We start from the raw sequence: 23884 nt of genomic DNA on the forward strand, positions 1-23884 counted from the left end.
AGACAAGATGGCAAACATATTTATGAAGCTGATGGCGACTGTGCTGTTGTCGTTGGCCGCCGCCGCGCCGGCATACGCCGCCGACGAGGACGGCTACGACCTGTGGCTGCGATACCACCCGCTGGAGCGCGCGGCCCAGGCAAAACTCCAGCCGCTGGTCCGGACGCTGGTCCTGGCGGGCAAGCCCTCCCCCACTTCGCAGGCCGCACTCACCGAATTGCAAACGGGTCTGAAAGGCATGCTGGGAAGCGTCCCGGCGACATCGGCGGCGATACGCGACGGCTCGCTGGTGCTGGCGACGCCGGCGACGCTGCCGGAACTGGCCGCGCCCTCCTCCCCGCTGCGCGCCGAGCTGGCGACGCTGGGCCAGGAAGGCTACCTGCTTCGTAACACCCGTCTGCAAGGCCACAACGTGACGCTGATCGCCGCCAACAGCGACATCGGCCTGCTGTACGGCTCCTTCGCCTGGCTGCGCGCCGCCGCCACCGGCAAGACACCGGAAGCCAGTTCGGCGCCCAAGCTGCAACTGCGCCTGTTGAACCACTGGGATAACCTGGACCGCACGGTGGAACGGGGCTACTCCGGTTTCTCGATCTGGGACTGGTGGGCGCTGCCGGACATCGCCGACCGCCGCTACACCGATTACGCGCGCGCCAACGCCTCCCTGGGCATCAACGGCACGGTGCTAAACAACGTCAACTCCAAGCCGGAAGTACTGACCGCCGACTTTATCGCCAAGGCCGCAGCCGTCGCCGACATTTTGCGCCCCTACGGCATCAAGGTGTACCTGTCCGCGCGGTTCTCGACACCGCTGGAACTGAAGGAAACCGACACCGCCGATCCGCTCTCGCCGGCGGTGCAGGCCTGGTGGCGCAAGAAGGCCGAAGAGATCTATCGCGCGATCCCGGACTTCGGCGGCTTCCTGGTCAAAGCCAATTCGGAGGGCCAGCCAGGCCCGCAGGACTATAACCGGACACACGTCGACGGCGCCAACATGCTGGCCGCCGCCGTGGCGCCGCACCAGGGCATCGTCATGTGGCGCGCCTTCGTCTACGCGCACGGCGACGACAAGGCCACCGACCGCGCCAAGCAGGCCTACGACGAGTTCACGCCGCTCGACGGCAAGTTCGCACCCAACGTGCTGGTACAGGTGAAGAACGGCGCCATCGACTTCCAGCCGCGCGAGCCGTTCCATCCACTGTTCGGCGGCATGCCCAAGACGCCGCTGATGATGGAGTTCCAGATCACCAAGGAGTATCTCGGCTTCTCCACCGACCTGGCCTACCTGGGCACGATGTTCGAGGAGACGCTGCATGCCGACACCAAACGTGCCCCGCAAGGCCTGACGGTGGCCCAGGTCATTGAAGGCAAAGCCCTGCCTGCGGCGTCGGCCGGGCGCCCGGCACTGACGGGCATGGCCGGCGTGGCAAATATCGGCACGGATCGCAACTGGACCGGCCACCACTTCGACCAGGCCAACTGGTACGCCTTCGGCCGTCTGGCCTGGGACCCGCAGGCGTCGGCGCGCGACATCGCCGTCGAATGGGCCGCCCAGACCTTCAGTCCCGACGCCCGCGTAACCGCGCCGGTGGTCGACATCATGATGATGTCGCGCGAGACCGTGGTCGATTACATGACGCCACTAGGCCTGCATCACATGATGGGCACCTCGCATCACCACGGCCCGGCGCCATGGATCGACAATCTGGAGCGCGCCGACTGGAATCCGGTCTACTACCATCGCGCCGCCCGCGACGGCATCGGCTTCGACCGCACCGCCGGCGGCACCAACGCGCTGGCGCAATATGCGCCGGAGATCGCGCGCCAGTACGCCGATCCGCGCACCACGCCGGCGCAATTCCTGCTGTGGTTCCACCATCTGCCGTGGGACTACGCGATGCCGTCGGGCCGCACGCTGTGGGCCGAACTGATACACCGCTACGACACCGGCGTGCGCGGCGCGCGCGAGCTGCAATCACGCTGGATGGCGCTGCGGCCGCTGATCGACGCCCGCCGCCATGCCGAAGTAGCGCAGCGTCTGCAACGCCAGGTCGCCAACGCCGAATTGTGGCGCAACGCCTGCATCGCCTACTTCCAGTCGGTGAACGGCTTGCCGCTGCCGCCGGGGGTTACGCCGCCGCCAAAACCGCTGGACTACTACAAGGCCATTCACTTCCCGTATGCGCCGGGCCGGGGATAACACGGAAATCATTTGCTAAAATCACATCTACAGCCCAGCTCGTGTAGCATTGGTGGACCTGACCCTGGAGTGAAGATGACAAGTAAAGAGCAAGGCCCCAAAGATCCGCCGGCGCAGGCACCGACGATGACCGATGTCGCCAAGCTGGCCGGCGTGTCGCCGATGACGGTGTCGCGCGTGATGAACGGCGACCCCAAGGTGAGCGAGAAGACCCGCAACCGCGTGGCCGACGCCGTCGCGGCCCTGAGCTACGTGCCGAATCAGGCCGCGCGCCGCCTGGCCGGTTCGCGCTCGATCCGTATCGGTTTCTTGTATAGCAATCCAAGCGCCGGCTACCTGAGCGAATTCCTGGTCGGCCTGCTCAACCAGGCCGGCCCGAACAACGTCCAGCTGGTGGTGGAAAAATGCGAGGCCGATGAACACGGCGTCGAACAGGCGCGCCGCCTGATCGCCAATGGCGTCGACGGCATCATCCTGCCGCCGCCGCTGTGCGACTCCAAACAGCTGATCGACTTGATCACCGACGCCGGCACCCCGGCCGTCACGGTGGCCTGCGGCCAGCCGGACCTGCGCGTCAGCGGCGTGAGCATCGACGACTACGCGGCCGCCCATGCGATGGCCTGTCATCTGATCGCGCTGGGACACCAGCGCATCGGCTTCGTCGCCGGCCATCCGAACCAGAGCGCGAGCGCGCGCCGCCTGGCCGGCTTCAAGGCCGCCATCGCCGAACATCATGCGCAAGGCGCGCCGGAGTTGATCGTGCCGGGAATGTTCACCTATCGCTCGGGATTGGACGCGGCGGAGATCCTGCTCGCCCAGGAACCGCGTCCAACCGCCATCTTCGCCAGCAACGACGACATGGCCGCCGCCGTGGTGGCGATCGCCCACCGGCTAGGCCTGGACGTGCCGGGCGACCTGACCGTGGCCGGTTTCGACGATACCGCGCTGGCCACGACGATCTGGCCCGAGCTCACCACCGTGCGCCAGCCCATCACCGGCATGGCGGAAACGGCGTTGCGGTCGCTGGTGCAGCAGGTCCGCGCCCGCCACAGCGGCGCGCCGCAGGCGCCGGAGCACGCGCTGATGGACTACGCGCTGATACGACGCCAATCGGACGCCGCCCCGCGCATGCGTCCGCCGGCCAGGATCGTCAAGCGCAACGCCCGATAAGACACGGCAAATGCCCTTGATCGGTGGAAATCAGCGTGGGCGAGGTTGAAAAGTACTTTCCTTCAGCCCAGCATGGGATCTTGCGGTAACCGCGCATATCTGTGAACTGCGCCCCGGCGTCATGACACCATTTAAGACTAGTCCTACAAACACGCCGCGAGAACGCCTATACCGCCCGAACTCAGGTGTAGCTAAGATACATATCAACACTACACCAAGGAGGTCACCATGAAACAACTGAATGTACCCGCCAAGTTCGCCTTTGCGTTGATCCTGACTGCCGCGGCCGTTACCGGTTGCAAAAAGCAAGAAGCCGATCCAGTGACACCAGAAGCCACGACCGCCCCAACCCCAGCCCCTAGCGCAACGCCTTCGACGCCGACCCCGGCACCGGACGCGACCACGCCACCGGCAGCTGGCAGCCCACCGGACGCCACGACCCCACCGGCAACGACCACGCCTGAGTCGACACCTCCGGCCCGCTGACCGGTCCCGGCGCCGCGCATTGCGGCGTAGTATGCGTAGTTGCATGCTTGGTTGTATGATCTAGCACCGGCCTGAAGGCGGCATTGCCGTCCTCGGGCCGTTGCCGTGTGCACGTCCGTGAGCGCGAAATCATGCCGATAGATCTAAAGATAAGCGATGGCGCAGTCTCCCCGCAATACCATTTTTCCACCGCATCCTGTCACCGCGTTCGCATGCTCGCAACTTCTGTCCGGCCGCGCCAGGCCGGTCCGCTACGCCGCCGCCTCGATCGACGATCAGCACCGCACCATCCACATTGAAGTGGCGATGAATTACCGTATGCCGTCGCTGGCGGCACGGGTTCTCGGCCAGTCCAGACGCGTCGCGCAGGACCGCTTCGAACACTACACGCGGTTGGCGGACCTCGGCTTAAGCAAGTACTGGAGCCGAACCATCATCTTGAATGGCGCCGACTACGCGGTGACCGTCTCGGCACGGCAGGCGATGGACGGCATGCCGCTGATCCTGGCGCACACCGGCAGCCCGCTGCTTGGTCCATTGAGCAGCCGGTCCAGCAATCCCTACCCGCTACTACGCGGAAATCTCTACTACGAACCCCGTCACGAGAGCGATGCCGACGCCATGTTCGCGATGACGGCCGCGCACGAAATCGGCCACGCCTTCCTCACCAGCGCCTTCGGCATACATTGGTCCTGGGGGCATGGCGGAACCTCGTCCATCTTCGGACGCATGGCGGCCACCGCGCCCCCGTACCCCCGGTCTGGAGAAATCGAGCTGATGGCCTACTACCGCGAAGACCCGGTTGCGACGATCTATCGGCAGGATATCCTGCAAAGGACCGTCGCAAGCGAAAACGACGTCAAGACCTTGCTATACATCGCCGGCAGAAGCTAGCCTCACTTCAGCGAGATCGCCAGATCGATCAAACCCACCTGGCCATTGCCGATCGCCGAATTCGCGACCGTCCCGGTGCCATTGACCGGCACCGCAGCGCCGGTGGCCAGGTCCACCCGATACAGCAAACTCGCGCCGTTGGTGGAGCCGCGCAGCGCCGCCAGCGCCAGTCCATTGGCGCCGCCGGCGATGTCCATCGCCACGTCGCCCACGGCGTTGGCGCCCAACGATCCCACGTTGACCAGGATGCCGTCGTTCGGCGGATTCTGCGTCACCAGGTTGCCGCCGCTGGTGTTGATATCGTAAAGCACCGTCGTTGTGGCGCCAGCGTAGCTGTTGGTGTAGGCCGCCGCCGTCACGCCAGTGCTGTTGACCGGGCCGTCGGTGGTGGTGGCGCCGGTATCGACGTTGACGCGCAGGTTCTGACCCGCATCGCTGATCACGCGCAGGCGGTCGGCGACCGGGTTGAAGTCGACCGCGAAGCCGGTGCCGATCAGATTCGAGAACGGCGACGAGCTGTCGCCCGCATCGGCGGCCAGCGTCGCCTTGGCGGTGATGGCCCCCGTGGCGGGATCGATGGTCACGATGCGCCCGATCGAGGACAGGCCATACAGCAGCCCATCCTTGGGACGGATATCGAAGCCCAGCAGCCGCTCGCTGCCGGAAAGGCCGGTGATCGCCACGTTGCTGTCCAGGGTATTCGGCGTGGAGGTTTTGAACGAAACGATACGGCCGTCGGATGTCAGGCCGTAGACCACCGGCGCGGCGGGAGTGCGCACGGCGACGCCGCGCAAATCCTCGCTCGCGCCAACGGCGGCAACCAGCGTGGCCGCGTTCGCGGTCGCGCCCAGGTTGATGGTGTACAGATTGCGCGCCCCGCCGACGGTCATGACGGCATAGCCGGTGTTGGTGCGCGCATCGATGTCGAAACCGGCCACGCTGGTGGCGGCCACGCCCAGCGATACGGGGTTGGCCAGGGTGCCATTGTTGGGTGGGTTCTGGGTGTACAGCGTGCCGTTGACGGAATCGACGACGAACAACGTCGTGCCGGCGGTGCCTGCAAAGCTGTTGGTGTAAGCGGCGGCGTTGACGGCGGTATTGGCCGCGCCGCCGTTGATCGATCCGTCGGTGGTCGTGGCTCCGTTGTCGACATTCACGCGCAGGCTCTGACCCGTATTGCCAACGATGCGCAGCCGGTCGGCCGCCGGATTGAAATCGACGCCGAATTCGGTGCCCGCGAGCGCCGTGAACGGAGCGCTGGTATCCGCGCTGTCCGCCGCCAGCGTGGACTTGAGCGTGGCGGCGCCGGTCACGCCGTTCAGCGTGTAAATTCGTCCCGTGCTGCCGACGCCATACAGCTGGCCGTCGGCGGGACGATAGTCGATACCGAGCAGGTTCTCGCCGGCCTGCAAGCCGGTGACGGTCGCGGTGGTGCGGATGGTGGCCGGGGTGGCTCGGTCGAAGGACAACAACTTATTGCTGGCGGTCAAGACAAATACGTCACCCGTCTCGCCGGCTTGCGGCGGTTTGTCATCGTCATCCTTGTCGATATCCTCGGTGAACCCGCAGGCGGCCAGCGAGGCGGCGATCGCGGAAACCAATAGCAGTTTGCTGAATGGCAGTGGCATGGTTAGTCTCTTCTTTTAAAGTGAGTGGACGTGCCGCCCGGCCGTGATGACGAGGAGCGCACCCACACACTACCCTTGGCCACTGCGTTTGGATGCAGCGCACGTAAAAAATAATTTATAGCTAATATTTTACGCTACTTGGTCATAACCCAAACACCGTCGCAAACACTCAAGCGGCCATGCCGAGCCACATGCCGGCCAGCGCGATAAAGCCGCCACCGGTACGCAACCAGCCGCTGTGGCGACGTACCGCACGCCCGAGTCCCAGGCCCGCGACGTGCAATGCCGCGCTGGCCGCGACGAAGCCGACGCCGTACAGCCAGGCGTTACTCATCGCCGGCATCTCGGTGCCGTGCGCGTAACCGTGGAAGACGGCGAAGCCGCCGACGATCAGCGCCGCTGGCAGCGTCTTCAACTTGACGGCGAAGCCGATCAACAAGCCGAGTAGCAGCACCGAAGTGGCGATGCCCGCTTCCGCCATCGGCAACGCCGCGCCGCTCATGCCCAGCGCCCCACCGGCGGCCAGGAAGGCCACGAAACTGGCCGGCAGCACCCACTGCGCGCGCCCGCCCAGTTGCGCGCCCCACAGGCCGACGGCCAGCATCGCCAGGATATGGTCGATGCCCGTCAGCGGGTGCATCAGGCCAGCCATCGCGCCGTCCGAGTGGCCGGGATGGGCCAGCGCGGCGCCGCCATAGGTCAGCGCCAGCAACGTCAAGATCGGTTTGGATTTCATAGGTACTCCTTCAGGTAGATAGTAATTTAGAATTCAACGCCAGGCGGTTCCGGTGCGCTCGGTCAGCAGCGCGGCCACCTTGTCGCGGTTGATGTGATAGCCGATGAAGACCAGCTGCGAACGTCGCCCCGCAACCCTGGCGGCATCCGCCTGCAGCGTCAGGCGGGCGCGCACGCCCTGCACCAGCACCGCGTTGTCGGTGTCGCGCAGGCGTATATAGCCTTTGCTGCGCAGGATAGGCTCGGCACGCGCCGCTTCGAGCAGCGCGGATTTGAGCTGTTCCCCGTCCTGCGGCGCATCGCTGCGCAGCACGAACGACAACCAGCCCGGGTCCTGCTCGTGAAAATGCTTGTGGGTGGCCAGTCCGTGACTGTGCGCGCCCAGACCGGAATGGGCGTGGCCGTTCAGGCGGTTCTGGCCGGCCAGCGGCGCCGCTTGCGCACCGGGCATCGTCGCCAGCGGCGTGAAGACGTGGGTATGCTCGGTGCGGGTGGGCTGGTGCAGCCGCAGGCCCAGCGCCAGGCGGATATCGAGCTGCGCCCGGTACGCCAGCTCCAGAAAGCGCACCTTGGGCGCCCGCCGGCGCACGCGCGTCTCGGCCAGCAGCAGCGCCGCCTCGTCCAGCTCGTCGATCTTGTTCAGCACAACCACGTCGGCATATTCCAGCTGCTGGTCGAACATCGTGGCGGCGGCGCTTTCGCCCTCCCGCGGTCCGTGCTCGAAGCGGTCGGACAGCAGCAACGGCGTGTCCACCACCGCCAGCGTCGCATCGAGGATGAAATCGCCGGCCAGCTCCGCGCTTTGCAGCAGTTCCATCACCGCCGTCGGCAGCGCCAGGCCGGAGGTCTCGATCAGCACATGGTCGATCCGCGCGCGCCGCTCGGCGATCGCCCGCATGGCAGGCACGAACTGCGCATCGTCGCCGTACGCGATCAACCCATTGGCGAAATCCTGGATGCATACCTGCGGGTCGTCGCCGACGTCGTCGCGCACCAGCGCGCCGTCCACCGAAATCTCGCCGAACTCGTTGATCAGCAAGGCCAGGCGGCGCGTCTGACGCCGCTCGACCAGGCCGCGCAGCAAAGTCGTCTTGCCGGCGCCGAGAAAGCCGGTGACGATGGTCACAGGGATCAGCTGCTTCATAACGCCGCGCATGCCCTTATCGCGTCGGCGACATCCGCCACCAGCGCCGGATACTCCAGCTTCGGACGCGCCACCACCAGCAACGGAATCCCCAACGCCTTCGCGGCCCGCACCTTGGCCTGGTAACCGCCCGCGCCGCCGGAATCCTTGGTCACCACGCAGTCGATACCCCAGTCTCGCCACAGCGCCGTATTGAATTCAGCGGAGAACGGCCCCTGCATCGCGCAAATGCGTTCGCGCGGAATACCGAGTGCCAGGGCGCGTTCGATCAGTTCCGGTTCGGCGGTCTGGCGCACGAACCACTGCTTGCCGGCCGCGCCGGGCGTGCGCATGAAAGTCGCCAGATCCTTCGATCCGGTCGCCAGGAAAATACGCAGTCCCAGCGCAGCGGCACGCTCAGCCGCCTGTTCCATGGAGGAACACAGTTCCCCGTCCCGCGCCTGGTACTCGCTGGGGCGCTCATAGCGCAGGTAGGGAATGCCCAGTTCCTTCGACAAGCCAATCAGCTGTTCCGACATGCCGCTGGCGTAGGGATGGGTGGCATCGAGCAGCAGACGGGCGTTCTTTTGCGTCAGCACGCGGCGCCGCGCTTCCACGCCCTGCCGGCCCGCCCAGACGCTGACGCCGGGACAATCCTGGCGCGCCATGTCGCCGCCATGGTCGCTGGCCGCCGATACCACTACGTTCTTGTCCTGCCCCTCGGCCAGCTGCGCGGCCAGGGCGTTCCCGTCGCTGGTGCCGGAAAACACCCAGACCGCGTTATCGGGCAGTTCCTCTTCCTGCGATGCGTCCTTCGCCTCCGGCTGCGCCCAATCGTTGTAGCCGCGCGGCGTGAAAATGCTGCCACGTTTGCGCATCGTAAAGCGGTTGCCGACCACGATGGTGGTCAGCATGTCGAACTGCAGCGACGGCAGCTCGTCGAGCCGGTAAATCGCCACTTCCTGGCCTGGACGGTAGGCATTCTTGACCACCCCGCACAACGTGTGCGGGGCTTTCGATTCCAGCATCAGCTGCAGCACGCGGTAAACGCCTTGCTGCCGGCTGGCGCTTTGCACGTTGTACATCACGCAGGCCAGATCCGCCTGGGCGATATGTCGGGCGCGGTGCTCGATCCACTCCCACGGGCAAAGCAGGTCGGAGAGGCTGAGCGTGGCGAAATCGTGCGACAACGGAGAGCCCAGCAAGGACGCGCATGCATTGGCGGACGTAATGCCCGGCACCACATTCACCTCGTAGGTGTCGTCCTCGCGCATTTCCTCGAACGCCAGCGCGGCCATCGCGTAGATGCCGATGTCTCCGCTGGAGATCAGCGCGACCCTGGCGCCGGCACGCGCGTGCTCGATCGCCAGCATGGCGCGTTCACGCTCCTGCGTCAGCGGCGGCGTGTGGATATCCTTGCCCTCGATATGGGGCGCAATCCAGCGCAGATACAATTCATAGGCCACGATGACATCGCTGTCGCGCAAGGCCGCGATGGCGCGCGGCACGATCAAATCATCGAAGCCCGGCCCCACCGACACCAAATTCAAAACACCACTCATCAGATTTCCATCCATTTATCCAGTACCACTGCGACGGCGACGCCGTCCAGGGTTGTTTTCGGCACCAGCAGCGCGCCGCGCGCGCCGGCCACCAGGGCGCACGGCTCGCACACGCCGTCCAGTCCCACGTTCTGCCGCACCCAGTCGGACGGCTTGCCGACCCAGGGACGGGCCGCCAGATCCGCCCGTGCGAACACCCGCAGCGGCAGACCGTGCCGGCCACAAAATTCGAGCAGCCCCGGTTCCTCCGCCTTCAGGTCGACGGTCGCCATTTCGCGCACGTCGCCGATGCCGTAGTCGCCGCCGGCCTTCAACGCCTGCAGTACGGCGGCCTCGATGCGGTCCGCCGCGACGCCCTTGCGGCAGCCTATGCCCACCGTCAGCGGCTTGAGCGCCTCGGTGGCCGTCGTCACCACCGGCACCGCGCCGACCACCCCGGCTACGCGATAGGCCAGCACGTTGGCGCCGCCCTCGTGACCGGCCAGCAGCGCGATGGCGAATCGTCCCGCCTCGTCCAGCACGACGAGCGCCGGATCGGTGTGCTTGTCGGCCGGCAGACCGTCCAGAAAGCGCACGGCGATGCCGCTGGCCGCCACCATGACCCACTGCCCGTGGTTCCGGTAGCTGGCGGCGAATTGCGCCTTCTGGCTAGTGTCCGGCAGCAGCCACGGACGGTATATCTCGCCGCCCAGACGCGCTTGCAAGGCGGTAGCCAGCGCCTCGCCCTCCGCGCGCACCAGCCATATTCCGAGGCTCGCCGTCACGCCGCGTCCTTCTTCTTCACCACCCGGAACAGATGCGTGAAGTCCTTCGAATACAAGCTCGATTCGGCGGCGATGTTCTTGTCCAGCGCCGCGCCGATCAACATCATCGTCGTCAGGTTCCACGCGCCGCGCTTGGTGTCTTGCAGCACCGTTCCCAGCGTGCCCTGGTAGATCTTCTGCTGCGGCCAGCTGGCGCGGTAGACCAGGCTGACCGGCGTATCCTGCGGATAGTGCAGCGACAGGTCGGCCACGATCTTCTTCAGGTGCGGCCCGGAGAGGAAAATGCACATGGTGGCGCGATGCTCCGCCAATCGCGCGATCGATTCGAGTTCCGGCACCGCCGAGGCGCGGCCGGAGACGCGCGTCAATATCACGCTCTGCGACACTTCCGGCTTGGTCAGCTCCGACTGGATCGCGGCTGCCGCCGCCGTGAACGACGACACGCCGGGCACGATCTCGTACTCGATGCCCAACGCCTCCAGGCGGCGCATCTGCTCCGCCGTGGCGCCATAGATCGCCGGATCGCCGGAATGCAGCCGCACCACGTCGGTGCCCGCAGCCTGCGCACGCACGTAGCAGGCCTGCTGCTGTTCCAGATCCAGTTCGGCGGTGTCGATCAATTCGGTGCCGGGTACACAGTGGTTCAGCATCTCGGTCGGCACCAGCGAACCGGCGTATAGCACCATGTTGACGCTGCCCAGCAGGCGCGCGCCGCGCAGGGTGATCAGATCGGCCGCGCCGGGGCCGGCCCCTACAAAATAGACTTTCATCTCAACGTTCCTTTCGCGGCGAGCGGCGGACCAGCAAGGTGGCGAGATAGCCCATCGCCTCGTCGGCCACCAGATCGCCGACGCCGGAGGCCAGCAACTCGCCCGGCAGTCCGATACGGCGGGCGAACGCGCAATGCCGGGCGATGTCCATCTCGCGCAGCAGATCGAGCACCCAGCCCAGACGGGTGCCCACTTTCATCAGCACCACGATATCGTGGCTTTCGATGTCGCGCCGCAGTTCCTCCGGCGTCTCGGGACACGGCAGTATCAGCACGCGCTCCTTGCCCTCGCCCAGCGGCCATGCCAGCGCCGATGCCGCCGCCGCGTAGCTGGTCACGCCGGGGAAGGTGCGATGCGGCAGACCGGGAATGCGCTCGCGCAACGCCGCCAGCACATAGCCGTAGGTCGAATAGGTCAGGGTGTCGCCGATGGTCAGGTAGGCGACGTTGCGGCCGGAGCGCAATTCGGCGGCGATCATGTCGGCCAGCTGCGCGTAATGCTCGCTGAGCACCGCCCGGTCCGGGTCCATATTGAACTCGATTTCGCGCAGCCTGGCGGGATCAGGCTCGAAGCCGGTGCCGGCCAGGCATTGCAGCGCCACCGAATCGGCCGCGCCGCGCGCACGCGGGGCATACACCAGGTCCGCCTGGCGCAATGCCTCCAGCGCCGCCACCGGCAGATAGCCCGCCGGACCGGGGCCGACGCCGATGCCCCACAAGGTGCCGACGCCGCTCATGTCCGTTCCCCGAGCAGATTGCCGGCCAGGTCGAACAGTCGCACCTCCAGCCGTTCGACCGACGGCACACGCGCGTGCGCCAGTTCGCCGATGCGGCGCTCAATTTCACGCCAAAATGCCGGCGCACCGGGTTCCCGCTTTAATCTTTCCATTGCCGCTTCCACTGTATTTGCTGTTTCAATATCGTTCACTACTTCGGGGCCGTAGCCCCACTGCGCCGCCACCCGCGCCACGCCGCCCATGGCCATGTTGCTCTTGCTGGAATGGGTATCCCAGGCGCCGTCCAGGACCTTGGCCAGCTTGCCGGGATGGCCGGCCAGCCACAGGACATCCAGCGTGCGGCCATCCTCGGCCAACACCGTTTGCGTAAAATCGAGCGCATCACCCAGAAAATTCGCGATCTGCACGGTGCGCTGCTCCGGCAGCCGCAGCACGTCGCGCGCATACTCCCTGCCTATCTTGCCCGGCAGGTAGGCCACACATTGCTGGCCGCCCGCCAGCGCCACCCGCACATACACCTCGATCGAGGCTATCCAGGTCGACAGCGACATCGGTTCGACGATGCCGGACGTTCCGAGGATCGAGATGCCGCCCACGATGCCCAGCCTCGGGTTGAAGGTTTTTTTGGCGATCATCTCGCCGCCCTCGCAACCGATGGTCAGATCGAAGCCCGTGTCGGCAGGTTCGGCCATCGCGTCCGCCAGCACCTCGTCCACCGCCAGCCGCATCATCTGGCGCGGCACCGGGTTGATGGCCGGCTCGCCGACCGCCACCCGCAAACCCGGCGCGGTGGCGATGCCCACTCCACGCCCGGCGAAGAAGCGCACCTCGCCGGCGGCGTTGCGGCGCACCTCGGCGAAGATGGTGGCGCCATGCGTGTTGTCAGGATCGTCACCGCCGTCTTTCAGCACTTCCGACCTCACCGCCTGCTCGTCCAGCCAATCGACATGCTGTATCGGCACCGTCAAAAAATGCACGCCATCGGGCAGGCTGATATCGACCCGGGTGTCGCGTTCGCCGTGCAGCAACAGCCTCAGCGCCGATTTGACCGCCGCCGTGGCGCAGCTGCCCGTTGTGCGCCCGCGCCGCAGGCCATTCACGGCCGGCACGCTCAGATCGAAGGGCTGGCGTTCAACCAGGTTCATACTCCGCGAGCTGGTTCAGCCCATCGATCATCAAGCCATTCACGACACTGGCCGCCCACGGCGAACCGCCGCGCGTGCCGCTGTTGGTGATGCGCGGCACTTGCAGGCAACGCCGCAGTGCATCCTTGCTCTCGCGCGTGCCGACAAAACCGACCGGCAGCGCGATCACAAGCTGCGGACGCCAGCCATGGTCGCGGATCAGCCGCACCGCCTCGAAGATCGCCGTCGGCGCGTCGCCGATCGCCACCACCACGTCGTTGCCGAACTTCTCCCAGCCGCGCCGGATGCCGGCCGCCGAACGCGTGATACCGTATTGTTCGGCCATCAGATGCGTCTCGCGGTCATGCACGCCGCACCAGGTATCGATGCCCAGTTCCTCGAGCAGCGCCCTTTTCAGGCCCGTCTGGACCATGGTCACGTCGGTCAATACGCGCTTGCAGCGCAACAGCGCCTTGATGCCGCTATCGACGGCGCCCGGCGAGAAATAGATGTCGTTGACGGCGTCGAAATCGCCGCTCGTATGCACAAGGCGTTGCAAGACTGTCAGTTGATCGGGCGGGAAGGCCGACCAGTCACGCCCCGCCGCGATGATGCGGAAGCTCTCCGCCTCGATCGGATGGGGATCGTACGGTTTATAGACCAGTTCAGCGCTCGCCGGCTGCCCGCCACCCGCATCCGCCTGCGCCAGCAGTCCGCGTACCGCGAGATGATGCGCACGCTGCGGTTCGCCCACCTGCTGCTCGAAGCCGACGATTTGCACCCGGTATTTGCACAGCGAGCAATTCATCGCCGCCCGGCCCGCGACGGCCTCGCGCGCGCGGTCGATCATCACGTCGGCGACGGTGGGATGGACGCCGAAGTAACCGGCCTTCAGCACCTCCAGCCCCGGCTCGCGCTCGCGCAAGTCGTCCGCCGCCGCGTAGATGCGTTTCACCAGCACGCCGTCGAACAGAAAAAACGGCAGCACCACGATGCGCGCATAGCCCAGCCTCGCCGCGCTGCGAAGGCCGTCGGCAACCAATGGCTGCGCCGTGCCGGAATAGCACACGAAGGCGGCGCCGAAGCCCATGCCTTCCTCCAGCATGCGCGCCAGCTTGGCCACTTCGCCATTGGCGTCCGGGTCGGTCGTGCCGCGCCCCACCACCACCAGGCAGGTATCGGAACGCTTGATTGTTTGCGGCGACGTCGCCTCGGCGGCGACGATGCGCTCCTGCGCCAGCTGCAGCAGCTTGGGATCGAGGCTCATCGGCGCGCCGAAATGGAAATCGATCTCCGGATGCTCGCGCGCGACCGCCTGCATCTCGGCCGGCATGTCGTTCTTGGCATGGCGCGCGGCCAGCAGCACGCCGGGCACCACCGCCACCTGCCGTGCGCCGGCCGCCAAATTGTCCGCCACCGCCTCGGCGATGGTCGGGCTGGCGAACTCCAGGTAGCCGTGGCTGACCGCGTCCTGAGGTGCGCGCTGGCGCACCAGTTCCACCAGCGCCTCGAACTCGCGCACCGCGTCAGGATCGCGGCTGCCATGGCCGGCGATGACGATGCCAAATTTCTCGCTTGCCGTCATTTCAACGGCGCCGCTTCGATCTGGCTGTCCATCGGCGCCAGCGTCCGGATCAACATGATGCTCATGTCGGAACATTGATGCTCCGCGCATTCGGCCAGCGTGCCATGCCACTCTGCCTCGCCACGGGTCAGGTTCTCCCACACCTCGGTCGGATGCGACGGCGGAATGCCCTGCCCGATCAGATAGGCGGCGATATGCCACGGCATGAACGAGCGCGCCGCGTCCCACGGACATGGAATGACGATGGCGTTGCGCTGATCCTGCAGCACATGGACCAGGTGACGCTTGAACGGCTCCAGGTCGCCACGGCGGTGGAATGTGATGAAGGTGGTTTCATCGAAGCAGACCTTTGCGCGCGAGGCGAGTATCTGCGCCGACGAGATGCCGGGCAGCGATTCGACCGGATGCCCGCAGGCGCGTTCGACCCGCTCCAGGTACTGGAAGCCGCTGAAATGGATATCGCCCATGAAAACCACCACGCAGCGTTTACCGGCATGGTGTTCCTGCGCCACCTTGTCCAGCTGTTCGACCTGGTCGCGGTAGGCCATGCTAACCACTGTCGCGGTCTCGGGTATCAGGGTGCGCACGACATTGAGCACGGCCTCGAAACCGGCGACGACGTCCGCCTCGCGTATCAACTGCGCGCCGCGTTGCGTCAGGTAGCCGATGTCGCCCGGCCCCGCACCTATACAAATAATCATCCAGCCACTCCTAAGTTATCTCTTTATGCGCCGGCCAGCCGGGCGCGCACGGTCAGCGCCAGGTTGTCGGCGGACAGTTCTTCCAGCGTCAGGCACTCCGCTTTCAGCGCCTCGGCCAACCGCGCGGCTCGGCCGAACCGCGTGTAGCCGCTCTCGGTGTCGATCACCAGGGATGGAATGCGGCGTTCGGAAAGCAACTCCGCCAGCGCCAGCGACTCGCGCCACGGGTCGCCGGCATCCGCCAGCGGCACGTTCGCTTTACCATCGGTCATCAGCACCAGCAGCGGCGGGCCGCTTTGGGCACCTTTTTTCGCACGCTCCACCACATCCAGCGCCAGTTGGAGCGCATGTGGCAGCGGTGTACGCCCGCCGGTAGGCAGCTCCCGCAAATTTCGCTCAGCCAGATCGACGCTGCGGGTCGGCGCCAGCAGCAATTGGGCATCCTGTCCGCGAAAGGCGACGACCGCCACCTCGTCGCGTTGCTGATAGGCGTCGGTGAGCAGATTCAGCACCGCGCCCTTGAGTGCTTCCATGCGGCGCTGCGCCGCCATCGATCCGGAGGCGTCCACCACGAACACAATCAGGTTGCCGCTGGTGCCGGCCTTGACCTGCTGATGCAAATCGGCGCGGACCACGCGCATGTTCGCGGGGTCGCGCAACGCCGCGCTGCGCAAAGTCGCGCCAATGGCGATGCTGGTCGGCTGCTCGTTCGGCACCGCGCGCAGCATCTGCCCGCGCGCCGTATTGTTCGCCGCGCTGCGGTGCCCCTGAGTGTGCGCGGTGTCGGCCGGGGCTTCCACCGCTATGCGCGGCGCGGCGCCGCCCGCGGAGGCGGCAAACACCTGTTCATCGTTGCCCAGGCCCGGCTGCCCGTCCTCGGGCGCATCGTCGCCATGCTCGCCCGATGTTCGTTCCGGCGGTTGCGGCTCGTTGGCCGCCTGCGGCATCAAATCGTCGAGGCGCTGCTGGTCCAGCCCTGGTTGTTCGAAAGGCTTGCGCCGGCGCCGGTGCGGCAGCACCAGCTCGGCCGCGCCGCGTATGTCCCGCAAATCCACCTTATCGCGGCCGTCCAGCGCGGCGAGCGCGCGGGCGGTCTTGTGCATGACGATATCGGCGCGCAGGCTGGCGACCTCGAACTCGCAGCACAAGTGGCTGATCAAATCGAGCATGGCGTCGTCCAGAGCGACAGTGGGCAGCAATGTCTGCGCCTTCGCCAGCCTTGCTTGCAGCGCGTCCTGCTGGTCGCGCCATTGCTCGACATAGCCGGCAGGATCGGCCTCGAAGGCGATACGACGCCGCACCACTTCCGACCTTTCCGTCTTCTCGCGTGGCGCGATCACCTCGACCATCAGGCCGAAGCGGTCCAGCAGTTGCGGGCGCAAGTCGCCTTCCTCAAGATTCATCGTGCCCACAAGGGTAAAGCGCGCCGCGTGCCGGATCGACAGTCCATCCCGTTGCACGCTATTGACACCCATGGCCGCCACGTCCAGCAGCACGTCGACCAGATGGTCGGCCAGCAGATTGACCTCGTCGATATACAGCAGGCCGCGATGCGCGGACGCCAGCAAGCCAGGTTGAAACGCCCGTTGTCCGCCTTGCAGCGCGCGCGAGATATCGAGGCTGCCCAGCACCCTGTCCTCGGTCGCGCCCAACGGCAGCGTGACGAAAGGCACGGCGGACGGTTCCGGTGCCCGCCCACCGCACACGTCGCAATGCTCGCACTGCGCGCCGGCGGCACAATTGAACGCGCATCCGGGTACTCGCTCGATGCGAGGCAGGACATCGGCCAGCGCGCGCGCGGCGGTGCTCTTGGCGGTGCCTTTGTCGCCCCGTATCAGCACGCCGCCAATACTCGGGTCCACCGCGCACAACATCAGCGCCGTGCGCAACGTCGATTGACCGACGATGGCGGTGAAGGGGAAATTCATATGACGCATCCTATCCGTGGCGCGGGGTCTCGCCGCGCTCTTCAAGTAGTTCTTCGCTGCGCAGATACAGCTCGCGCAATCGGTCCAGCGTCTCCGGGCGCGGCTCCGCCCACATGCCCCGGCTGGCCGCCTCCAGCAAACGTTCCGTGATGGCGTTCTGCGCCCAGGGATTGGCGTCCCGCAGGAATTCCTGCATCGCCGGATCGAAGGCATAGGACTGCGCCACGTCCTCGTACATCCAGTCGTCCATGACCTGGGCGGTGGCGTCGTAGCCGAACAAATAGTCGACGGTGGCGGTCAGTTCCAGCCCTCCCTTGTAGCCGTGCCGCTGTATGCTGGCGAGCCACTTGGGATTGACCACGCGCGAACGGAATACGCGCAGGGTTTCCTCCTTCAGGTCGCGCACCTGTGCGCGCGACGGATCGTGGCTGTCGCCAAAATAGTGGCGTGGCTGCTGGCCGCTCAGCGCCCGGATGGTGGCGATCATCCCGCCGTGGAATTGCAGGTAATCGTCGCTGTCGAAAATATCGTGTTCGCGGTTGTCCTGGTTGTGCAGCGCAATCTGCACGCCGCTCAGACGCATGCGGAAGGCGTCGCGCTGATCGGCGCCCTGCATGCCGCGCGCATAGGCATAGCCGCCCCAGTTGACGTAGGCCTCGGCGAAATCGGCGTCCGCCTCCCAGTTGCGGTGCTGGATCAGCGGCAGCACGCCTGCGCCATAGGCGCCCGGCTTGGCACCGAAGATGCGATAACCGGCGCGGCGCGCGGCTTCATCCTGCTCCAGCCCCTGCCCCAGCCAGTCCGCCAGTTCGGCAAGATAGTGCTTGCGCACGAAGTTGTGGGTGAGCGGCTCGTCCAGCGCGATGACCTGATTGACGGCGTCGTCGATCAAATCGATCAGTTGCGGGAAGGCGTCGCGGAAAAAGCCGCTGATGCGGGTGGTGACGTCGATACGCGGGCGTTTCAGTTCGTCCAGCGGAATGATCTCCACCCCGCTAACCTGACGGCTCTCCGCCCGCCATACCGGCCGCACGCCCAGCAGCGCCAGGATTTGCGCGACATCGTCGCCGTGGGTGCGCATCGCGCTGGTGCCCCAGATGCTGATGGCGACGCTCTCCGGATAATCGCCGCTCTCGCGCTGATAGCGGTCCAACACCTCGCGCGCGAGCTGCTGGCCGACCCGCCACGCCGACTGCGACGGCACACTGCGCGGATCGACCGAATAGAAGTTGCGGCCGGTCGGCAGGATCTGCGCCATGCCGCGCGTCGGCGACCCGCTCGGGCCGGCCGGCACGTAGCGGCCCGACAAGCCGCTCAGCAGGTTGTCGATTTCGTCGCTCGCGCGGGCCAGGTTCGGGACAAGCTCACGGCACGCGAAACCGAGAATGCGGCGAATGGCATCGAAGCGCGCAGGACCGCTTGCGACGGTGCTTGCGGGCGACTGAGGACGCGGCTCGGCCGGTTTGGCGCGTGTTTTCCCCATCTGCGACAGGACATTGGTTTTCGCGCGCAAGGCTGGTTGCAGCAAAGGCGTCGCTGCTGCCGCCGTATCGAGGGCGCCGAAGACGCTGTCAATGACCGCATCGATACGCGCAGGATCGTATCCCCAGGCGCCGAGTTTTTCATACAGCCGCAGGCACAGGATATCCACCGCGTCCAGCGCGTTGGCGCGCGAGACGACGGCGCGATCGGCCAGCCGTGCCAGCGCCGGCACGACGTTGAGACGGCGCGTCTGCTGGTCCAGCAGCATTTCCATGGTCAGCCCGAACAGCCTCGCCACCTCCGATTGCAGACCGGGGATGTCGAGATTCGGCAAACGCGTGAGAGACACCAGCATGTCCGGCATCTGCCCGTCGTCCGGGCAGCGGCCCAGTATGTGCAATCCGTCGCGTATCTGGGCCGAACCCAGTTCGCACAGATAGCCGTCCAGATCTTCGATCAGGTGGGCGACATCGGAGCCGCCCATCGCCGCCAAGGCAGCCGGCAGACCTTCGCCATGATCATGATCGTGGTCATGGCCGTGATGGTGGTCATGGTCATGGTGCGCATGGCCATGATCGTGATCATGGTCGTGATCATGATGCAGCAACCGCATCTGCAAATCCGAATTGAGATTGGTCTGCTTGACCAGCTCCCAGATCTGCTGCTGCAACAACGGCAGCTTGGCAGGGTCCAGCACCTCGACCTGATAGTATTCATCGACCAGTTGCGTCAATTGGGCCAGCGCGCCATAGGTGTCGGCGGTGGTCATCGGCGGCGTCAGGTGATCGACGACGACGGCATGGCCGCGCCGCTTCGCCTGCGAGCCCTCGCCCGGATCGTTGATGATGAACGGGTAAAACAGCGGCAAGTCGCCCAGCAGCGCATCCGGGAAGCACTCCTCGGACAAGCCGACGCCCTTCCCCGGCAGCCACTCCATCGTGCCATGCTTGCCGACGTGGACGATGGCGTCGGCGCGCCACTCGTCGCGCAGCCAGCGATACAGCGCATAGTAGTGATGCGTCGGCGGCAGATCCGGCTGATGGTAGATCGCGTCCGGGTCCATGCCATAGCCGCGCGGCGGCTGCAGCGCCACGAACACCTTGCCCATCTCGATCCCGGCCAAGGACAGATGGCCGTCATGGACATAGGCCTCGCCCGGCGCCTCGCCCCACTGCGCGGTCATCTTGTCGCGCAACGGCGCAGGCAGCTCCGCGAACCATTGCGCATACCGCGCCGCCGGCACCCGGCCGGCGGCATGCTTCAACTGCTCGGCGGTCACGTAGATATTGTCGTAGGAGCAGCGCGCTATCAGCTCATGAATCAGCGCCGTTCCGTCACCGGACGGCTGGCCCGCATCGTAGCCGTCGGCCCGCAGCGCCTCCAGGATGCGCATCAGCGACGCCGGCGCATCCAGCCCGACCGCGTTGCCGATCTGGGAAGCCTTGCTGCTCGAATTGGTGAACATGAAGGCGACGCGCTTCTCGGCGTTCGGCAAGCGCTTCAGGCGCGCGAAGCGCGCGGCGATGCCGGCGATGCGCGCCACCCGGTCCGGCAACGGATCATATTCGACCGCCTCGTTCGGCAAGCCGGCGGCGCGGGCCTTGAACGACAGCGGCACGGTGACGATGCGGCCATCGAATTCCGGCAGCACCACGTTCATCGCCGTATCGAGCGGATTGAGCCCGCGCGCCGACTGGCTCCACTGTTCCATCGTCATGCCGCTGGTGATGGCCTGCAGCACCGGAACATCGAGCGTCTCCAGCACACCGACCGACCATCCGGCCGGCGTCGGGCCGCCCGGCGTGATCTCGCCCATCGCGAACGAGGTGGTATTGATCAGCACATCGATGTGCGCCCCCGATGCGTCTGCGAGATAGCGCAACGCGCTGGGCAAGCTGCCGCCATCGCCGGCCCCGGCGCGCAGCGACGAGGTGAACACCGGCAGCACGTTCATGCCGCGCGCTTCCAGCGCCGTCAGCATGACGTCGATGAAGCGCGTGTTCCCGCTCATCCAGTGGGCGCGGTAAAACACGATCCCCGCGCTTGGACGCGCCGGATCGCGCAACGCCAGCCAATCAGCCAGGCCGGCGCCGGGTGCCAGATCGGGGTGATAGATACCGTGTTCCGGCAGCGGGTGCGCCGGCTCGAAGCCGAAGCCGGTCAGCAGCAGGTGGTCGGACAGATAGCGTAGCAGCTGCGCCAGATTGGCGCTGCCACCGGCCTGGAAGTACTTCAATGTCATCTGCAGCACATCCGCCGATACCGCCGACACGGCGGCCAGCTCGGGGTCGGGCTCGCCGGTGCCGCTGACAACGATCAGATGCCGGCCATGGCGGCGTGCGTGGTCCACCAGCTCCGTAAATCCTGGAACGCTGCCAAGTCGGCCCAGTACGCGCACGATGATCACCCGCGCCGCGCGCAAATCCCCCGCCAACCACGCCGCCATCGAGGTATCGGCATCGAGCGACTGCAGGTTAACTCCCGCCACGCGAGCGAAGCCCGAAGGCAGCTGCGCCTGCGCCTGGTGCAACACCGTCAGATCGTTGGACGCATGCGTCAGCAGTGCTACGTCCGCCGGGCCGGCTGCTGTTTCAATCATCTTTGGGTTCCGGTGCGCAGGTATCGCCTTCACCAAGGCGATGGAATATCAGGTCGCCTACTTCGCGACCGCCGATCAAATGCTCGTTGACGATGCGTTCCGCATTGGCCTCATTCACCCGCTGGTACCACACGCCTTCGGGATAGACCACCATCACCGGCCCCTCGTAGCGGCACGCCACCATGCAATGGGTCCGCGTGCGCTTGACGGCAAGCTCCGGATGGGCGTCGATCATTTCGCCCATGCGCTCGAACACGGCCTGCGCGCGCCCCTCGACGGGAGCGCAACGCGGGCCGACGCACATGAATACGTGACGGTGGTGGGTTCTCATCGATCGGCGAAGCGCTTGTGGAAGAAGCCGGTCAGCGCGCCCAGCGCCAGCCAGAACCCGCCATTGGCGAGCGCGGTCGCATAGACAAAGGAACGCTGCAAATGGTCTGGCGCGACGCTGGCATGGACCGGCGGCTGCGGCGCGCCGACCAGATGCGGCAACACCAGCAGCGCGACGGCCGCCAGTTTCAGCGCCCAATGGCGGCCGAAGGCCAGCATCGCCAGCGCGGTGGCGGTCGACATCGCGGTCGCGATCCACCAGCCCTGGCGTGCGGCCACCGGCGCGGCGGCGGTACCGGGCAACTCCGGCGGCAAACCGATGGACGGCGCCAGGAAGAACACCGCGTAACCGGCGGCGCCCCACAGCAGGCCGGATCGCCAATCGACCGGCCGCCCGCGCAGCCCGATGGCGGCCGCCAGCAGCAAGCCATAACCGACGGCCATGCTGACGTCGGCCAGCGCGGTGTAAAGCGTGCGCTCTACGCCATCCTCAGGCTGCCAGCCTCCGTGTTCGTGGGGTGCTTCATGCGCTGCTTCGTGCATATGTTTAGCGCCATCGGCGTGCGTATGCGCCACCGGCTCCGCCTCGGCAGCCGATTCCAGCACCTCTACCTGCGCGATGATGCGCGTCACCTGCAAGTGCTGCACGCCGGTCAGCAGCAAGCCGGCCAGCAGGCCGGCCGCCGCCGCGGTGCGAACCATGCGATTGAACATACCGGCGCCCGCGCCGGCCCCGGTACGGCTCAATGACACGGGAAGCCCGCCGAGTGGCGGCTGTCGTGGGCCGCGTTATGCAGCGCTTCCATCGATGCGAAACCGGCGCCGAACAACAGCACCGCGCCCAGGCTCGCGGCCATCAAGGCCGCAATCAGCTTGTCTTTCAGTGCGACGGGACGGACATGCGCATCGGCTTGGCCGGCGTGGATAGTGTTGATGGACATATTGGTTTCTCCGAAAAGCAGCGACGACCACGGGGTCGGAAAGCTCGTATCGGAAGATGAACCAGGTGGGAGACGAATGCGGCGCCAAGGGAGAACCGGAACGAAGATGCGCGGATCAAACCATGACAGTTCTCCACCCGTATCGCCCTCCGCAATACAAACGTGTTTACCGCTACTGGCTGGTTTCCGGGCTGGCGAGTGGGCATCCGTGCGGACACGCCTGGATTTGCGCCTTCCCATGCAATCGCACAGTGGCATCGTACAAATCCTTAACCTCGCTTACCGTTGCGGGGGCAGCGCCGGCATTGCCGTTCCAGCGGAACGACGCACCGACTTCCCATTTAAATCTGCAAACGATCATTTGCAGATACCAGAAGCTGACTACCGGCGCAGTATAGGTCTGCGACTGCGGAATTGCAAGACGATCATGCCATCGTGCGCGGGCCGGTGACGATACGGTCCTGGTTTCAGCCGTCCACCGGATGCGCCGGTGTGCTCAGCATCAGCTGATAGAACGCCAGGTCCAGCCAGCGGTCGAACTTGAAGGCGGCATGACGAATGGTCCCTGAGTGCACGAATCCCAGCTGCTCGTGCAGGGCGATGCTGGCCGCGTTGGCGGCGTCGATGCCGCCGACCAGGATGTGCAGGTCGGCCTGCCGCGCGGCGTCGATGATAGCGCTTAGCAAAGTGCGTCCCAGTCCCTTGCCGCGCTGGTCGCCCCGCACATACACCGAGTGCTCGACCGAGTATTTATTGGCCGGAAAGCCGCGAAACGCGCCGTAGCTGGCGAATCCCAGCAACTCGCCCGCCCCGTCCTCCAGCCCGATGACCGGATAGCCGCCGGCGCGCTTGGCCGCAAACCAGTTCTTCATCGTTTCCATTGTGCGCGGATGGTACTCGTAGAGCGCGGTCGAGTTGGCGATCGCGTCATTGAATATGTCGAGAATGGCTCGCGCGTGGCGCTCTTCCGTACAGCTGATGAGTTGCATTGGGGCTCCGAAATAAGGATTTTGATTGAGACTCGTCAACATGATAGACGATAAATCTCAAGCCTTTCAACGGCCATCCCTGCCATCCAGACATTTTCGTACAGAAAATAAAAACAAACGGATAGACTGGGTTACGG

At 65.8% G+C, this 23884-nt stretch carries 19 protein-coding genes and 1 riboswitch; of the genes, 3 read left to right on the plus strand and 16 right to left on the minus strand.

Annotated elements, in window-relative coordinates; translation table 11 throughout:
- The first annotated feature begins 7 nt into the window (after positions 1 to 7).
- The 3 genes from MRBLMU1_RS01670 to MRBLMU1_RS01680 all read left to right on the plus strand — a co-directional run bounded on the left by MRBLMU1_RS01670 (position 8) and on the right by MRBLMU1_RS01680 (position 4750).
- A complete protein-coding gene (locus MRBLMU1_RS01670) occupies positions 8 to 2200 on the plus strand; it encodes an alpha-glucuronidase family glycosyl hydrolase (RefSeq protein WP_363496030.1) in 2193 nt (730 codons plus the stop codon).
- Positions 2201 to 2275: 75 nt separating this feature from the next.
- Positions 2276 to 3370, plus strand: coding sequence for a LacI family DNA-binding transcriptional regulator (locus MRBLMU1_RS01675; protein WP_363496032.1), 1095 nt, complete (start codon positions 2276 to 2278; stop codon positions 3368 to 3370).
- A 642-nt stretch (positions 3371 to 4012) separates the two neighbouring features.
- Positions 4013 to 4750: a hypothetical protein gene (locus MRBLMU1_RS01680; RefSeq protein WP_363496035.1), complete on the plus strand. Its 738-nt coding sequence runs from the start codon at positions 4013 to 4015 to the stop codon at positions 4748 to 4750.
- 2 nt (positions 4751 to 4752) lie between these two features.
- Here MRBLMU1_RS01680 and MRBLMU1_RS01685 read toward each other — a convergent pair whose 3' ends face one another.
- From MRBLMU1_RS01685 to MRBLMU1_RS01760, 16 genes are all read right to left on the minus strand, one after another.
- A complete protein-coding gene (locus MRBLMU1_RS01685; protein ID WP_363496038.1) occupies positions 4753 to 6378 on the minus strand; it encodes a DUF4394 domain-containing protein in 1626 nt (541 codons plus the stop codon).
- A 169-nt stretch (positions 6379 to 6547) separates the two neighbouring features.
- Positions 6548 to 7114, minus strand: coding sequence for a HupE/UreJ family protein (locus MRBLMU1_RS01690; RefSeq protein ID WP_363496041.1), 567 nt, complete (start codon positions 7112 to 7114; stop codon positions 6548 to 6550).
- A gap of 33 nt (positions 7115 to 7147) precedes the next feature.
- Positions 7148 to 8257, minus strand: coding sequence for a CobW family GTP-binding protein (locus MRBLMU1_RS01695; RefSeq protein ID WP_363496044.1), 1110 nt, complete (start codon positions 8255 to 8257; stop codon positions 7148 to 7150).
- Positions 8254 to 9798, minus strand: a complete 1545-nt coding sequence (gene cobJ, locus MRBLMU1_RS01700) for a precorrin-3B C(17)-methyltransferase (RefSeq protein WP_363496047.1) — start codon at positions 9796 to 9798, stop codon at positions 8254 to 8256. Before cobJ ends, MRBLMU1_RS01695 begins: the two co-directional genes overlap by 4 nt.
- Positions 9798 to 10562 (minus strand): cobalamin biosynthesis protein, encoded by a 765-nt coding sequence (locus tag MRBLMU1_RS01705; RefSeq protein WP_363496050.1) that lies wholly within the window; start codon positions 10560 to 10562, stop codon positions 9798 to 9800. The genes cobJ and MRBLMU1_RS01705 overlap by 1 nt, the downstream gene beginning before the upstream one ends.
- A complete protein-coding gene (gene cobM / locus MRBLMU1_RS01710) occupies positions 10559 to 11332 on the minus strand; it encodes a precorrin-4 C(11)-methyltransferase (RefSeq protein WP_363496053.1) in 774 nt (257 codons plus the stop codon). Before cobM ends, MRBLMU1_RS01705 begins: the two co-directional genes overlap by 4 nt.
- Before the next feature lies 1 nt (position 11333).
- Positions 11334 to 12068: a precorrin-2 C(20)-methyltransferase gene (gene cobI / locus MRBLMU1_RS01715; RefSeq protein ID WP_363496056.1), complete on the minus strand. Its 735-nt coding sequence runs from the start codon at positions 12066 to 12068 to the stop codon at positions 11334 to 11336.
- On the minus strand, positions 12065 to 13213 hold the full coding sequence (cbiD, locus tag MRBLMU1_RS01720) for a cobalt-precorrin-5B (C(1))-methyltransferase CbiD (RefSeq protein ID WP_363496059.1): 1149 nt from the start codon (positions 13211 to 13213) through the stop codon (positions 12065 to 12067). Before cbiD ends, cobI begins: the two co-directional genes overlap by 4 nt.
- The gene (locus MRBLMU1_RS01725) at positions 13200 to 14777 is read right to left on the minus strand and encodes a precorrin-8X methylmutase (protein ID WP_363496062.1); all 1578 of its coding nucleotides are present in this window, start codon (positions 14775 to 14777) and stop codon (positions 13200 to 13202) included. The genes cbiD and MRBLMU1_RS01725 overlap by 14 nt, the downstream gene beginning before the upstream one ends.
- Positions 14774 to 15478 (minus strand): cobalt-precorrin-7 (C(5))-methyltransferase, encoded by a 705-nt coding sequence (locus MRBLMU1_RS01730; RefSeq protein WP_363496065.1) that lies wholly within the window; start codon positions 15476 to 15478, stop codon positions 14774 to 14776. Before MRBLMU1_RS01730 ends, MRBLMU1_RS01725 begins: the two co-directional genes overlap by 4 nt.
- Before the next feature lie 23 nt (positions 15479 to 15501).
- A complete protein-coding gene (locus MRBLMU1_RS01735; RefSeq protein WP_363496068.1) occupies positions 15502 to 17415 on the minus strand; it encodes a magnesium chelatase subunit D family protein in 1914 nt (637 codons plus the stop codon).
- Between the two features lies 1 nt (position 17416).
- Positions 17417 to 21487 (minus strand): cobaltochelatase subunit CobN, encoded by a 4071-nt coding sequence (locus tag MRBLMU1_RS01740; RefSeq protein ID WP_363496071.1) that lies wholly within the window; start codon positions 21485 to 21487, stop codon positions 17417 to 17419.
- Entirely contained in the window at positions 21480 to 21818 is a 339-nt protein-coding gene (locus tag MRBLMU1_RS01745) for a (2Fe-2S) ferredoxin domain-containing protein (RefSeq protein ID WP_363496074.1), read from the minus strand. Before MRBLMU1_RS01745 ends, MRBLMU1_RS01740 begins: the two co-directional genes overlap by 8 nt.
- Positions 21815 to 22531, minus strand: a complete 717-nt coding sequence (locus tag MRBLMU1_RS01750) for a CbtA family protein (protein WP_363496077.1) — start codon at positions 22529 to 22531, stop codon at positions 21815 to 21817. The genes MRBLMU1_RS01745 and MRBLMU1_RS01750 overlap by 4 nt, the downstream gene beginning before the upstream one ends.
- A gap of 29 nt (positions 22532 to 22560) precedes the next feature.
- On the minus strand, positions 22561 to 22758 hold the full coding sequence (locus MRBLMU1_RS01755; protein ID WP_363496080.1) for a CbtB domain-containing protein: 198 nt from the start codon (positions 22756 to 22758) through the stop codon (positions 22561 to 22563).
- A gap of 160 nt (positions 22759 to 22918) precedes the next feature.
- Positions 22919 to 23148, minus strand: a riboswitch (cobalamin riboswitch).
- Between the two features lie 77 nt (positions 23149 to 23225).
- A complete protein-coding gene (locus MRBLMU1_RS01760) occupies positions 23226 to 23747 on the minus strand; it encodes a GNAT family N-acetyltransferase (RefSeq protein WP_363496083.1) in 522 nt (173 codons plus the stop codon).
- Between the last annotated feature and the right edge of the window lie 137 nt (positions 23748 to 23884).

This window comes from Burkholderia sp. LMU1-1-1.1, assembly GCF_040675865.1.
GTDB lineage: Bacteria > Pseudomonadota > Gammaproteobacteria > Burkholderiales > Burkholderiaceae_D > Rugamonas.